We start from the raw sequence: 13,358 nt of genomic DNA, 5'->3' as shown, positions 1-13,358 counted from the left end.
GTCAAAGGAAAAAGCCTGTCATCTGACGGGCTTCACGGTTCCGTCAGCCGATGGGAACGGCCCGGAAGTTGCGTTCCAGTGACACGTCCTTGTTCGGGTTGACCGGCGTTGCGCCCGGGAGCTCGACCACCGGGCTGGCAAAGTCTTCGCCCTCCATGATCTGGCGCTGCCACATCGCTGCGTAGACCCCGCCAGATTCCAGGAGTTCCTCATGTGTGCCGCGTTCGACAACCCTGCCTTCGTCCATAACCAGGATCTGGTCGGCATCGGCGATGGTGGACAGACGGTGGGCGATGGTGATGACGCTGCGCCCTTTCCCCATCTCGCCCAGGCTTTCCTGGATCGAGCGTTCGGTCTGGGTGTCAAGCGCGCTGGTGGCTTCATCCAGGATAAGGATCGGTGGGTTCTTCAAGAGCGTCCGCGCGATGCCGACGCGCTGCTTTTCGCCGCCGGAGAGCTTCAACCCGCGTTCGCCGACCTTGGTCTCATAGCCTTCGGGCAGACTGGACACGAAGTCGTGGATGCGGGCGGCCTTGGCGGCGGCGATGATCTCGGCCTCGGAGGCGTTCGCCTTGCCGTAGGCGATGTTGTAGCGGATGGTATCATTGAACAGGACGGTGTCCTGCGGCACGACGCCGATCTGGGCGTGGAGCGAGGATTGCGTCACTTCGCGCAGGTCCTGCCCGTCGATGCGAACTGCGCCTGAGGTCACGTCGTAGAAGCGGAACAGAAGCCGCCCGATGGTGGACTTGCCGCTGCCGGAATGGCCGACAAGGGCAAGCTTCTGGCCGGGTTTCAGGGTGAAGGAGACGCCCTTGAGGATTTCGCGCGTCGGCTCATAGCCGAAATGGACGTTGTCGAAGGTGATCTCGCCCGCGCGGACCTGCAGGGGCTTGGCGTCGGGCGCGTCGGTGATTTCGGCGGGCTGTCCAAGAAGACCGAACATCTCGCCCATGTCGACCAGGGCCTGCCGGATTTCGCGGTAGACGGTGCCGAGGAAGTTCAGCGGCATGGTGATCTGGATCATGTAGGCGTTGACCATGACGAAATCGCCCACGGTCAGAGTGCCCGCGCGGACGCCCAGAGCGCTCATCGCCATGACGATGACGAGGCCGGTGGTGATGAGCGTCGCCTGGCCGATGTTCAGGAACGACAGCGACAGGCCGGTCTTGACGGCGGCGGTTTCGTACTGCCGCATGGCGCCGTCGTAGCGATCGGCCTCGCGCTGTTCTGCGTTGAAATACTTGACGGTTTCGAAGTTGAGGAGGCTGTCGATCGCTTTCTGGTTGGCATCGGTGTCCTGGTCGTTCATCTCGCGCCGCAGCTTCACGCGCCATTCGGTGACGGTGAAGGTGAACCAGACATAGAGCGCGATGGTGACGACGACGACGGCGGCGTATTGCCAGCCGAAGACAAGCGCAAAGATCACCGCGACCATGGTCAGTTCCAGGATCAGCGGCCCGATCGAGAGGAGCATGAAGCGGAGCAGGAAGTCGACGCCCTTGACCCCGCGTTCGATGATACGGCTCAGGCCGCCGGTCTTGCGGGTGATGTGGTAGCGCAAGCTGAGCTGATGGATGTGGGTGAAGGTCTCGATCGCCAGACGCCGGATGGCGCGTTGGCCGACGCGGACGAAGACGGCATCGCGGAGCTCGCCGAAGACGACGGAGCCAAGGCGGGCGAGGCCGTAGGCGACGACCAGGCCCACCGCGCCAAGTCCGATCAGGGCGCGGGGGTCGGTGCCGGCCTCACCCGCAAGGCTGTCGACGGCAAGCTTGTAGATGTAGGGGGTTGCGACCGAGACGAGCTTGGCCGCCAGAAGGAACAGGAGCGAGATAATGACCCGGCGCTTAACCCAGCCCTGCCCTTCGGGCCAAAGGTAGGGAACCACGCGGCGCAGGGTGGTCATGGCCGGCGCGCGGGGGGGTCCGGCGTCGGAGGACGTGGCAGTCGAAGTGGTGCGGCGCATTCTCGATTCCTGGCCCCGCCAACGGCATTGCGCGGCGGTCTCGCTTAGGCTAGTGTCAATTCAACGCTTCTTGAATAGTTGAACGATGGACCGAAGTAAAGCCCTTGCCGCCCTTTCTGCGCTTGCGCATGAAACGAGGCTGGACCTGATCCGCCTGCTGACCCCGCAGGGCGCGGAGGGCATGTCGGCGGGCCAGATTGCCGAGGCCTTGGGCCTGGCCGCCCCGCGCCTTTCGTTCCACCTGTCGGCGCTGGAACAGGCGGGACTGCTGCGGTCGCGTAAGTCCGCCCGGAACGTGTTCTACAGCGTCGATCCAAGCGGGATCGGGTCCACCATCGCTTATGTGCTGAACCATTGCTGCTGCGACCACCCGGAGATCCGCGCGGCCTGTACGCATGGGACCGATGTCCTTCAAGGCGCGCTTTCGGGGACTGAGAACACCTGACCTGGGTAGATCAGGTTGGGGTCCTTGATCTTGTCCTTGTTCGCCTCGAACACCTGCACGTAGAGGACGCCGTCGCCATAGCGTTCCTGGGCGATGCCCCACAGGGTGAAGCCCGGCTGCACGGTGACGGTGACCGGGGCGGGTGTGGTGGCGGGCGGATCGGCCTGGGCAACGGCGGGCGCATCCGGCGCGGCGGCGGGCTCGGCCGTGGCGACCTCGGCCGGGGCTGGATCGACAGCGGTTTCCGTATCCGGTGCCGGTTCGGTCGCCGCTGCAGGCGCGGCCTCGGGTTCAGCGGGTGCCTCGGCGGTCTCGGCGACTTCCGTGGTGGTATCTGCCAGGTCAGGCTGGACCGGAGCCTCGGGCAAGGCAGCAGCGGTGTCCTGCGGAGCGGGTTCAGGCAGGTCCGCACCTGAGGCGACTGCCAGGGCTTCCAGCGTCTCGCGCTTGAAGGGTGTCTCGAAGCGCGAGGTGACCTTGCCCTCGGCATCCAGCTGATCGGCGCGCAGGGTGTAGATCCCGGGCGGCGTGTCGGGCAGCGTCGTCAGCCAGGTTCCGGCATCGGAAATCTGCAGGGTCAGCTTTTCGGCGTTATCGACATAAAGCCGCAGCCCCGCCCCGCCCTGCCCGCGTCCGCCGACCTGCACTTCGCCGTCAGGCGTGTAGGAGATCGTGTCGATCATCACCGAAGCAGTCGGTCCCGTGGCAGGCTGGGCATCAGCCTCGGGCACCGCTGGGGCGGCATCCTGCAGCACGACCGCGCCCTCTTCGGACAGCAGGAGCGCCGGGGGGGCCGCGGGTTCGGCCAGTGCCAGGTCCGTGCTTTCAGCGGCGGAGGCGTCGGCGGCGACCTCGGGCTTTGGTCCCTCGATCGGTCCAAGGGCGACCATCTGGACAGAGGCGACCGGGGACTGGCCCGGAGGGGTCATCGAAAGCCACATCAGGCTGGGGTTCGGATTGGCCGGAAGCGTGAAGAGAATGGCAAAGTCGCCCGAGGCGGTGGCCGTACCGCTGGCAACGGTCTTTTCGTCGACCACCACGTCGACCGCAGCCCCCGGGCTGGCGCTGCCCGAAACGACAGCCTCGCCATCCGCCGCCACGCGCCAGGTGTCGATCACCGGCGGGACGACCGGAGCGGGTTCGGCGGCAGGTGCAGTGGCAGTTTCCGGATCAGCGGCAGGGTCTTCGGCCGGCGCTGCACTGGCGTCCGGATCGGCAGCGGCGGTTTCGGCCGTGGCCGCGGTTTCCGGAGCAGCTTCGGCAGCGGGTTCCGCCGCAGACTCTTCAGGCTTTGTCGTGTCGGCGGTATCAGCAGCAGGTGCGTTCGCGCTGTCCTGGGCCGCAGCGGCAGGCTCGACCTGCGGAACGGGCCGGGTCATCTGCCAGCCAGTGTATCCGACCCCCGCCACCAGCGCCCCACCCAAAAGCAGGATGGCAAGCCGTGTCTTGCGGTCCAAGGCCCCGAATGCCGACATCCCCGTCTCTCCCCCGGCGTGGTTTCGCCGCTTTGCATTTGTTGTGATCAGGAATCTCTATATGACGGGGCAAAGCAACCTTTTTTCAGGACCCGCCATGCCCCTGCGATCTGTCTGCGTCTTCTGCGGCTCACGTCCTGGCCACAACCCCCGATACGCCGAGGCCGCAAGGGCGACCGGGGCGATGCTGGCGCGGCGGGGGTGGCGGCTGGTGTTCGGGGCGGGGGACGTAGGGCTGATGGGCGAGGTGGCCAAGGCGTCCGACGGGCCGAAGCTGGGGGTGATCCCGGTGCATCTTCTGGGCCGCGAACGGATGGAGCGGGACCGGTCCGCGATGGTCATCACCGAGGATATGCATGAACGCAAGAAGGTGATGTTCATGAACTCGGACGCGGTGGTGGTGCTGCCGGGGGGTGCCGGGTCGCTGGACGAGTTCTTCGAAGTGCTGACCTGGGCGCAGATCGGGCTGCACGGGAAGCCGATCCTGCTTCTGGATGTCGATGGCTACTGGCAGCCGCTGGTGGGGCTGATCGACCACGTGATCGCGGAAGGCTTCGCGGATGAGGGGCTGAAGCGCCATTTCCGGGTCGTGCCGGACGTGGCGGGGCTGGAGGCGGCGCTGGAAGCGGTGCTTTAGGGCGGCTCGCCCGGCAGCGGCACGCGCTCTACCCGATAGCCCGCGTCGCGCAGAAGCTCGACCATCCCGAGTTCTCCCGGAAGGTGCGAGGCGCCGACGACGAGGACCGCGCCGCCCTGGTCAAGCAGGGGTCGGGCGTCGGCGGCGAAGAAGCCGTTCCGCTCGATCAGGATGTAGTCTTCGGCCAGTCCTTCGATGCGGGCGGCTTCTTCCGGGCCGTAGAAGCCCTTCAGCCACTCGGAAGACCAGAGGTCTAACTCGGCAAGCCTGCCTTGCAGGTACAAGGCGTAGGCCGTCGACCGCAGGACCGGATCGGCGCCGTCTGGCCCGAGACCGGCCGCATAAAGCTTGATCAGCGCCCGGGCGTTCGCGGCGCGACTGGGATCGTTCAGTTGGTTTGCCAGATCCTCGGGCCGCTGCAGGCCGGTAACCTCGGCCCCGGCCAAGAGCGCCTGTTGCGCGATGTAGAAGTCTTGGCCGAGCAGCACGCTGACCAGGTAGTCACCGCAAGGGTCGCCGACCAGAAGCTGCAAGAGACCCGCGTCGGTCATGTCGGGCAGATAGGTCGGGTCCCAGTCGATGTCGGTCATCCGTTGGGTGATCCAGCCCAGCACCTCGGGCGCGATGTCGGCCCGGTACTCGCGATTGGCTTCCCAGGGGAGCCACATGCTGTCGACCTGGAAGGCGTTTTGCAGATCGGCGCGGCTGTCGGGCAGGTAGTCGAACTCCAGCGCGACGACCCGGGCCTCGGCCAGGATCGAGCGGAAGGTGTCGGGCAGGTCCAGAAGCAGCGGGTGCGGCGTGTGGTAGCTGCCCCAGAGGTGCGAGGTGGCTCCGTCCGCGGCAACGACCCGCCAAAGCCTGCCGTTGGGGTTCGGGATGTCGGCAAGCTGCGTCCTGAACTGCTGTTCCAGCGCGGGCGGGTATGCACCCGGATCGATCCGGGCCTCCTTGATCAGGCAGGCTTCGGGGGTAAACCAGTCTTGGGCGTTGCCGGCGCAGCCTGCGGCGACGCAGGCAAGGGAGATAAGGGAGGTGAAGGCAAGGGCATTCCGGCTTGCGCGCACTCGCTACTCCTTGCCTGCATGGACAAAAAAGGCCCTGCGACGGACGCCGCAGGGCCCGGGGTCTTACAGGCCGGCGGCAACGGCTTCCCAGTTCACCAGCTTTTCCAGGAAGTTGGTGAGGTAAGCCGGACGCTTGTTGCGGAAGTCGATGTAGTAGGAATGCTCCCACACGTCGCAGCCGAGGAGAGCGGTCTGGCCAAAGCAAAGCGGGTTCACGCCGTTTTCGGTCTTGGTGACCTTGAGGCTGCCGTCCTTGTCCTTCACCAGCCAGCACCAGCCCGAGCCGAACTGGCCCGCACCTGCGGCGGCGAAGTCGTCCTTGAACTTCTGGACCGAGCCGAAGCTGTCGGTCAGCGCCTTTTCCAGCGCGCCCGGCATCTTCTTCGCCTCACCCGGGCCCATCCAGGTCCAGAACATGTTGTGGTTCCAGTGCTGGGAGGCGTTGTTGAAGATGCCGTTCTGGGCGACCGCACCAGCCTGATAGGTACCGCGGACGATGTCTTCCAGCGACTTCGATTCCCACTCGGTCCCGGCGATCAGCTTGTTGCCGTTGTCGACATAGGCCTTGTGGTGGAGGTCGTGGTGATACTCCAGCGTCTCCTTCGACATGCCGAGCGAGGCCAGGGCATCGTGAGCGTAGGGCAGATCGGGTAGGGTGAAGGCCATGGGAGTCTCTCCTGTTGAATGCTTGCCACGAATAAGAGGGCTGGATGCCGGAAGGTCAAGGCCAACCGGCATCAAGTCAACGGTCGGCAAGCGGGAGGGTTCCCGCTGGTCGCATTCGTCAGGTCAGACGGCCTTGCACTTGCCGCGGCCTTCGAAATCGTTGGCATAGCCACCGCCCGGAACGGCACGGACCGTGATCGACTTGTTGGTCTTGAAGTACGAGGCCCGGAACTGCATCTTGGTCATCTGGCCGGTCGAGTTGGTCATCTGGACGTTCCAGGACAGGACCAGCTTGTTGGCCGTGTCTTCCGACACTTTCGCCTTCATCGGCTGTTCGTTGTTGTAGTACATGATCAGCCCATCCGAGACGATCGCCTGGCCCGAAGCCTCGTCATACTGCAGGACGTAAAGCTCGGTGATGTAGCCGCCCCCGGCGTTGGACTGCGGAATGGTGCATTCCAGGGTAAGCGCTTGGGAAATGGACGGGATTACAGACAGGAAAGCCGAAACGGCAAGGGCACGCAGGTTCATGGGACACTCGTAAGGGTTGCATTCAAAGGCAGTACACCCCAACCGCGAGGCCGGGGTCAAGCAAGGTTTTGCCGACGATTGAAGATACCGGTTACAAGTCGGACCCCGGCTGGGCCGAATGGGTCAGTAGGCCCATGACGTAACCGGCGACCGAGCGGAAGCAGACCAGGGTGTAGCCGCCGTCCTGCACCCACATCGCGGCGGCAACCTGGGCCGCGCGGCTGCGGCGAAGCTCTCCCGGCTCCAGCCGGTCAAAGTCGACGGGCGACAGTTTGCGCAGGACGTCTGCGGCCTTGTCCCCTTCGATCCGGAACACCGCGCGGGCGTCCGAGACATCGACGGCAAGGTGGTGTTCCCCGGCCAGGGCCTTTGCCAACTTCGCGAGGGCGTCCGCGACCTGGGCGTATGGGACGATCAGAAGATATTCGTCCGGGCTCATCCAGCCGCAGGCGCGGTCGCCGTTCACTTCGATCCGCCGCTGGGCGGGGGTCTTGGTGCCGGTGACGGCCTTGATCGCCTTGTCCAGCGATTTCAGGCCCTTGGCGCGCAAGGTTATCATGCCGAGCGGGCCGATTTCGCGGATGCTGGCAAAGCCCTGGAAGCTGGCGCCGTTCAGCGCGCTGACCGGATCAGACATTCTGCTTCTCCCCGTCCTTGTCATAGAAGACCGTGTCGCGGACCCGCGCCTTGACGGTGCCGCCGAGGACCGTGTTGAACTCTACCACCTCGCCCATGCGGGTGGGTCCGTGCTTGAGAAGCCCCATCGCAATGCCGCGCTTCAGCGTCGGCGAGTAGTAGGTCGAGGTCACGCGGCCTTGGGTGTTGCGCTGGCCGTTGGCGTTGGTGCCCTCGGCGACGATGTAGGCGCCATCGGGGATGACCGAGCCGTCGAGGGTTTCGAAGCCGACGAGTTTCCAGCGGTCGGGGCTGGCGAGGAAAGTGCGTTCCTGGCCGCGCTTGCCCAGATAGTCGGTCTTCTTCTTGGAAATCGCCCAATCGAGGCCGAGGTCCTGCGGAATCACGGTCCCGTCGGTTTCGTCCCCGATCATGATGAAGCCCTTTTCGGCGCGCATCACGTGCAGGCATTCGGTACCATAGGGCATGGCGCCAAGGGCCTTGCCCGCCTCGGTACAGGCGTTCCAGAAAGCCGCGCCGTGGCTGGCAGGGACGGCGATTTCGTAGCTGAGTTCGCCCGAGAAGCTGATCCGGTAGACCCGGACCGGGAAGCCCGCCAAAGTGCCGTCCGCCCATTGCATGAAGGGAAGCGCTTCCTTGGAAACATCCATGCCACCAAGGACTTGCAGGAGTTTCCGCGCGTTCGGGCCAACGACAGCAACTTGCGCGTATTGCTCGGTCACGTTGGCGGTGTAGACCTTCCAGTCCCACCATTCGCACTGCAGCCAGTCCTCCATCCAGGCATGGATGCGGTCGGCCCCGCCCGAGGTCGTGTGGCAGAGCCAGGTGTCTTCGTCGATCCGGGCCACGACTCCGTCATCGGAGAGGAAGCCCTGTTCGTTGCACATCAGGCCGTAGCGGCACTTGCCGATGGGCAGCGTGGACATGACGCCGGTGTAGAGCATGTCGAGAAAACGGCCCGCGTCGGGGCCTTTGACGATGATCTTGCCGAGGGTCGAGGCGTCGAGGAGGCCGAGGTTCTGGCGGGTGTTCAGCACCTCGCGGTGGACGGCCTGTTCATGGGTCTCACCCGCCCGCGGGAAGCAGTAGGGGCGGCGCCACAGGCCGACGGGTTCGAAGTAGGCCCCGGCGGCTTCGTGCTGGGCATGCATCGGAGTGCGGCGCAGAGGCTGGAAGATCTCACCCCGGCTTTCCCCGGCCAGCGCGCCGATGGTGACGGGCGTGTAGGGCGGGCGGAAGGTGGTAGTGCCGACCTGCGGGATCTCTTGACCCAAAGTCTCAGCAAGGACGGCGAGTCCGTTGATGTTGCTGAGTTTTCCCTGATCGGTCGCCATGCCGAGCGTGGTGTAGCGCTTGGTGTGTTCGACCGAGACATAGCCCTCGCGGCTGGCGAGTTGCACGTCACTGACCTTCACGTCGTTCTGGTAGTCGAGCCACATCTTCGAGCGCAACTGGATCGGCGCGCCTTGCGGCATGACCCAGACGGGCGGGATAGCTACCGGGGTGCCGGACAGGTCGAGGTCACCAGCGGCGCTGCCCACGACTTCCACCATCGCGGAGCCGTCGTGGTTCAGGGGCGGGCGCTTGGGGTCGGGGATGAAGGCAGAGATCGTTTCGTCCCAGAGTAGCTTGCCGCCGCAGTGGCTGAAAAGGTGAACGACAGGCGACCAGCCGCCCGACATGGCGACGGCCTCGCAGGCGATTTCTTCCTGGACGGCCCCTTCCCCGGCCTGGGCGCAGATGGCGACGCCGGTCACGCGCTTGCCGCCCTTGACCTTGGCGATGGCCTTGCCAGTCAGGACCCGGATGCCTCCGGCACGGGCGGCCTCGGGCAGAGCGCCGGTCGCGCTGTCGCGGGCGTCGAGGATGGCAGGAACGTCAAGGCCTGCGGCTTTCAGCGCGAGGGCGGTCTGGTAGGCAGAATCGTTGTTGGTGACGACTACGGTGCGGTCACCGGGTGAGACGGCGTAGTTCACCACGTAATCGCGGACGGCAGAAGCCAGCATGACGCCAGGGATGTCGTTTCCGGCAAAGCTCAGGGGTCGTTCGATGGCGCCGGTTGCGCTGATGATCCTGCCCGCCCGGATGCGCCAGAGGCGGTGTTTGGGGCGGCCGTCACCCGGCGTGTGGTCGGCGACGCGTTCGTCGGCGAGGACATAGCCGTGGTCATAGACGCCGAAGCCGCAGGTACGGGTGCGGACGGTGACGTTGTCGCGGGCGGCGAGGTCTGCTTCCATGGCGGACAGCCAGTCCTCGACCGGCTTGCCATCCACCACTGCCTGGTCGACCGGGGCGCGGCCGCCGAGGACCGGGGCCTGCTCTAGCAGGATCACGCGTTGGCCTTTGTCGGCTGCGGCCTTCGCGGCCTTCAGCCCCGCGATCCCTGCACCTACCACCAGCACATCGCAGAAAGCATAGGCCTGTTCATACCGGTCAGCATCGCCGGTGGTGGGCGCCTTCCCCAGACCGGCGGCGCGGCGGATGAAGGGTTCGAACAGGTGCTTCCACGCCGGGCGCGGGTGGATGAAGGTCTTGTAGTAGAAGCCCGCAGGCATGAAGCGGGAAGCGTAGTTGTTCACCACGCCCATGTCGAAGTCGAGGCTGGGCCAGTGGTTCTGCGACGTGCACTCCAGTCCGTCGAAAAGTTCGGTCGTGGTGGTGCGCTGGTTCGGTTCCAGCCGGGCACCGGAGCCGAGGTTGACGAGCGCGTTCGGCTCCTCCGGCCCCGAGGCGACGATGCCGCGCGGGCGGTGGTACTTGAAGCTGCGGCCGACCAGGACCTGGTCGTTGGCCAGAAGGCCAGCCGCAAGAGAATCCCCCTGATAGCCCCGCAACCGCTTGCCGTTGAAGGAAAACTCGACTGGCGCGGTCCGGTCGATCAACCGGCCGCCCTTGGCAAGACGCGTGCTCATTTCGGCGCCTTTCCGTCAGGCTGCCAGCCGGGGCGGCGGGCCTGGATCTTCGCAATGATGTCGGGCGGCGGTTCGGAGACCTGCGCGGGATAGGTGCCGAACACCTCCAGCGTGGCGGTGCAGCGGGCCGCGAGGAACCACTTGCCGCAGCCGTAAGTGTGCCGCCAGCGTTCGAAATGGACGCCCTTGGGGTTCTTCCGGGCGAACATGTAGGCCTCGAACTCCTCGGGACTGGAGCCCGGTCCGAAGCGCTTCAGATGCGCCTCGTAGCCGGGCGACAGCTCGGTTTCTTCGGCCTTCACGCCGCAGTAGGGGCATTCGAGGATCAGCATGGCGTGACTTCCGGGATCAGAGAGGCGGTGCGTATCATTCGTCTTCGTCCTGCACGGCGCCGACGCCCTTGTCGAAGAAGGTCAGCAGCTCTTCCAGGGGCACGGCAAGGCGGCCCGGGGCAAGGCCCACCACCCAGCCTGCGACAAGGAAGGGCAGGAACCCGGCTTCGGTCAGCGTCGCGATGCAACTCGCTTCGGCCGGACTGTCGGGAGTGATGTGCAGAAGCACCAGCGAGGGATCAAGCTGGGCAAGGTCGCAGCCTGCCAGAACCTGTTCCTCTTGCCCGCCGGCATTGATGGCCAGAAGCTGGGCCGTGTCGATGCCCAGCTCTTCCAGAACGACATCCATGCGCAGGATCGGCACTTCGATGGCTTGCATGTCCTCGTCGGTGACGCCCGGCCGGGCGATGCGGTCGCGGTCAAGCGAGGCGCGGCCGCGCGGGCCACGGCGGTTGCGGGCCTCGGCTTCTGCGGTCAGCGAGTAGATCGGCAGGTTCGCCGAGACGTCGGAGATCCCGAGGTTCAGGATGGCGACGCGGTCGCTGTCGTGATGCAGGGCCTCCAGTTGGGCAAAATTCTGCGGCAGCGGTTCGATCAGCAGCCCGGACCAGCCATCGTCGCGGAAGCGGGGCAACAGCGGCAAGGCACTTTGCCCGGTGCCCGCGCCGACCTGCAGCACGAAGACGCGGCCTTCGTGGCGATCATGCAACCCGTTGAACAGCATGGCGAAGATCGGGGCGTGCATCTTGTACGCCCGTTTCGGCACGAAGGGCCCAAGTTCGCGGATCATCAGTGCGCGCCCCCCGGACGAATGAACTCAAGAAGATACGCTCCAAGCCCCGATTGAAGTGTCGCCACGACGACGACGATAGCTTGAAGTGCCTCGCCATTTCGCTTTGCGCGCTCGACTAGCTTGTTTGCAGCCAAGCTCTCTGCGAGAATTTCGTGCTGTCTTTCATTGGCTTGATCCACATCTCGCGACAGTGTTGCCGCCAAATGGTCATCTGGTACCGATGCCAGTTCTAGAATTGCGACATTTGGCTGCTCGCCCCGCTGATTGGCGTCAGACACCAGCGCTTTTGCTAGTATAGAAACGTGGGCGCATGCGCGCGTGCCCGCGTCGGAGGCTAGGTTGACCCTTTCGCTCAGTAGGCTCTCAATCTCCAGAGCGCCGTATGGGTGGGGTGTCGCGTGATGTTGCATTGCGAAGTAACTGACACCTGCCGCGATCCCAACAACGCCAACCGCCTGAAATGCGGAAGGATTGCCCACCCAAAAGAAGTAGGCAGACAAAGATAGCCAGAGCAGTATTGCTGCCCATCCGAGAACGTCGACAAATCCTCCGCGCACCATCAGTGCGCCACCCCGGCAGCAACGCTTTCGTCGATGAACTGGCCGTCCTTGAAGCGCCACATGTTGAAGTCTTCGGCCAAAGGCCCGGGTTCGCCCTTGGTCATGAGCTCGGCCATCGCCCAGCCCGAACCGGGGATCGCCTTGAACCCGCCGGTACCCCAGCCGCAGTTGATGAAGCAGTTGCCCAAGGGCGTCTTCGAGATGATGGGCGAACGGTCGCCGGTCATGTCGACGATCCCGCCCCACTGGCGCAGCATCTTGAGGCGCGAGATGATCGGGAAGGTTTCGACCAGGGCGCGGAGCGTCTCCTCGATGTGGTGGAACGACCCGCGCTGGGTGTAGTTGTTGAACCCGTCGGTGCCGCCGCCGATCACCATCTCGCCCTTGTCGGATTGCGACATGTAGCCGTGGACGGTGTTGGCCATTACGACCACATCCATGCAGGGCTTGATCGGTTCGGAGACGAGGGCCTGCAGCGCGACCGCCTCGATGGGAAGACGGAAGCCCGCCATTTCGGCCAGTTGGCCCGAATGGCCCGCGACGACGATGCCAAGCTTCTTGGTGCCGATGAAGCCCTTGGTGGTTTCGACCCCGGTGACCTGGCCACCTTCGGACCGCACCCCTTTGACTTCGCAGTTCTGGATGACGTGCATCCCCATCGCCGAACAGGCGCGGGCATAGCCCCAGGCCACGGCATCGTGGCGCCCGGTGCCGCCGCGCGGCTGCCAGAGCGCGCCAAGGACGGGATAGCGCGGGCCGTCGATGTTCAGGATCGGACACAGCTCTTTCACCCGCTGGGGAGTGATGAACTCGGTCTGCACGCCCTGCAGGGCGTTCGCATGGGCGGTACGAAGGTAGCCGCGGACCTCGTGGTGGGTCTGGGCAAGCATCATCACGCCGCGGGGGCTGAACATCACGTTGTAGTTCAGGTCCTGCGACAGGGTTTCATACAGCGCGCGGGACTTTTCGTAGATCGCGGCCGAGGGGTCTTGCAGGTAGTTCGAGCGGATGATCGTGGTGTTCCGCCCCGTGTTGCCGCCGCCGAGCCAACCTTTCTCGATGATCGCGACATTGGTGATGCCGTGGTTCTTGCCAAGGTAGTAGGCGGTGGCCAGGCCATGCCCCCCTGCCCCCACGACGATCGCGTCATAGGACGCCTTCGGTTCCGGCGAGGCCCAGGCGCGTTCCCAGCCCATGTGGTAGCGGACAGCCTCGCGGGCGATGGCAAAGACCGAATAGCGCTTCATCGGGGCCTCTTGTCGGACGGGTGCGCCGGTGGGGTCCGGCTGTCGTTTCATGGATCAAGCCCGGGTTATAGCCACACCCACCTGCGGC

Annotated in this window: 13 protein-coding genes; 2 read left to right on the top strand and 11 right to left on the bottom strand. The window is 65.1% G+C overall.

Annotation, left to right across the window (positions count from 1 at the left end; all coding sequences use genetic code 11):
- Positions 1–43: 43 nt before the first annotated feature.
- Positions 44–1,909 (bottom strand): ABCB family ABC transporter ATP-binding protein/permease, encoded by a 1,866-nt coding sequence (locus AC2EAL_RS11275; RefSeq protein ID WP_484724477.1) that lies wholly within the window; start codon positions 1,907–1,909, stop codon positions 44–46.
- Between the two features lie 145 nt (positions 1,910–2,054).
- Between AC2EAL_RS11275 and AC2EAL_RS11270 the strand changes: the two genes are divergently transcribed.
- Positions 2,055–2,414, top strand: a complete 360-nt coding sequence (locus tag AC2EAL_RS11270) for an ArsR/SmtB family transcription factor (protein WP_484724311.1) — start codon at positions 2,055–2,057, stop codon at positions 2,412–2,414.
- Here AC2EAL_RS11270 and AC2EAL_RS11265 read toward each other — a convergent pair.
- Positions 2,381–3,889: a LysM peptidoglycan-binding domain-containing protein gene (locus AC2EAL_RS11265; protein ID WP_484724310.1), complete on the bottom strand. Its 1,509-nt coding sequence runs from the start codon at positions 3,887–3,889 to the stop codon at positions 2,381–2,383. The two genes, AC2EAL_RS11270 and AC2EAL_RS11265, sit on opposite strands and share 34 nt — an antisense overlap.
- Before the next feature lie 97 nt (positions 3,890–3,986).
- Here AC2EAL_RS11265 and AC2EAL_RS11260 point away from each other — a divergent pair, with 97 nt between their 5' ends.
- Positions 3,987–4,526: an LOG family protein gene (locus tag AC2EAL_RS11260; protein ID WP_484724309.1), complete on the top strand. Its 540-nt coding sequence runs from the start codon at positions 3,987–3,989 to the stop codon at positions 4,524–4,526.
- Here AC2EAL_RS11260 and AC2EAL_RS11255 read toward each other — a convergent pair.
- The 9 genes from AC2EAL_RS11255 to AC2EAL_RS11215 all read right to left on the bottom strand — a co-directional run bounded on the left by AC2EAL_RS11255 (position 4,523) and on the right by AC2EAL_RS11215 (position 13,270).
- Positions 4,523–5,593, bottom strand: coding sequence for a TraB/GumN family protein (locus tag AC2EAL_RS11255; protein WP_484724308.1), 1,071 nt, complete (start codon positions 5,591–5,593; stop codon positions 4,523–4,525). The genes AC2EAL_RS11260 and AC2EAL_RS11255 overlap by 4 nt on opposite strands.
- Positions 5,594–5,656: 63 nt before the next feature.
- Complete coding sequence (locus AC2EAL_RS11250) at positions 5,657–6,259, bottom strand: superoxide dismutase (RefSeq protein WP_484724307.1); 603 nt, start codon at positions 6,257–6,259, stop codon at positions 5,657–5,659.
- A gap of 123 nt (positions 6,260–6,382) precedes the next feature.
- Positions 6,383–6,790, bottom strand: coding sequence for a hypothetical protein (locus AC2EAL_RS11245; protein ID WP_484724306.1), 408 nt, complete (start codon positions 6,788–6,790; stop codon positions 6,383–6,385).
- A 91-nt stretch (positions 6,791–6,881) separates the two neighbouring features.
- A complete protein-coding gene (locus AC2EAL_RS11240; protein WP_484724305.1) occupies positions 6,882–7,427 on the bottom strand; it encodes a sarcosine oxidase subunit gamma in 546 nt (181 codons plus the stop codon).
- Positions 7,420–10,338, bottom strand: a complete 2,919-nt coding sequence (locus tag AC2EAL_RS11235) for a sarcosine oxidase subunit alpha family protein (protein WP_484724304.1) — start codon at positions 10,336–10,338, stop codon at positions 7,420–7,422. Before AC2EAL_RS11235 ends, AC2EAL_RS11240 begins: the two co-directional genes overlap by 8 nt.
- Positions 10,335–10,670, bottom strand: coding sequence for a sarcosine oxidase subunit delta (locus tag AC2EAL_RS11230; RefSeq protein ID WP_484724303.1), 336 nt, complete (start codon positions 10,668–10,670; stop codon positions 10,335–10,337). The genes AC2EAL_RS11235 and AC2EAL_RS11230 overlap by 4 nt, the downstream gene beginning before the upstream one ends.
- 34 nt (positions 10,671–10,704) lie before the next feature.
- Positions 10,705–11,460, bottom strand: coding sequence for an FkbM family methyltransferase (locus AC2EAL_RS11225; RefSeq protein ID WP_484724302.1), 756 nt, complete (start codon positions 11,458–11,460; stop codon positions 10,705–10,707).
- Complete coding sequence (locus AC2EAL_RS11220) at positions 11,460–12,023, bottom strand: hypothetical protein (RefSeq protein ID WP_484724301.1); 564 nt, start codon at positions 12,021–12,023, stop codon at positions 11,460–11,462. Before AC2EAL_RS11220 ends, AC2EAL_RS11225 begins: the two co-directional genes overlap by 1 nt.
- Positions 12,023–13,270 carry a sarcosine oxidase subunit beta family protein gene (locus AC2EAL_RS11215; RefSeq protein WP_484724476.1) on the bottom strand — a complete coding sequence of 416 codons (1,248 nt, stop codon included), beginning with the start codon at positions 13,268–13,270 and terminating at the stop codon, positions 12,023–12,025. The genes AC2EAL_RS11220 and AC2EAL_RS11215 overlap by 1 nt, the downstream gene beginning before the upstream one ends.
- Positions 13,271–13,358 lie beyond the last annotated feature (88 nt).

This window comes from Tabrizicola sp. T74, from assembly GCF_057219935.1.
This window is presented reverse-complemented; position numbering and strand designations above follow the sequence as displayed.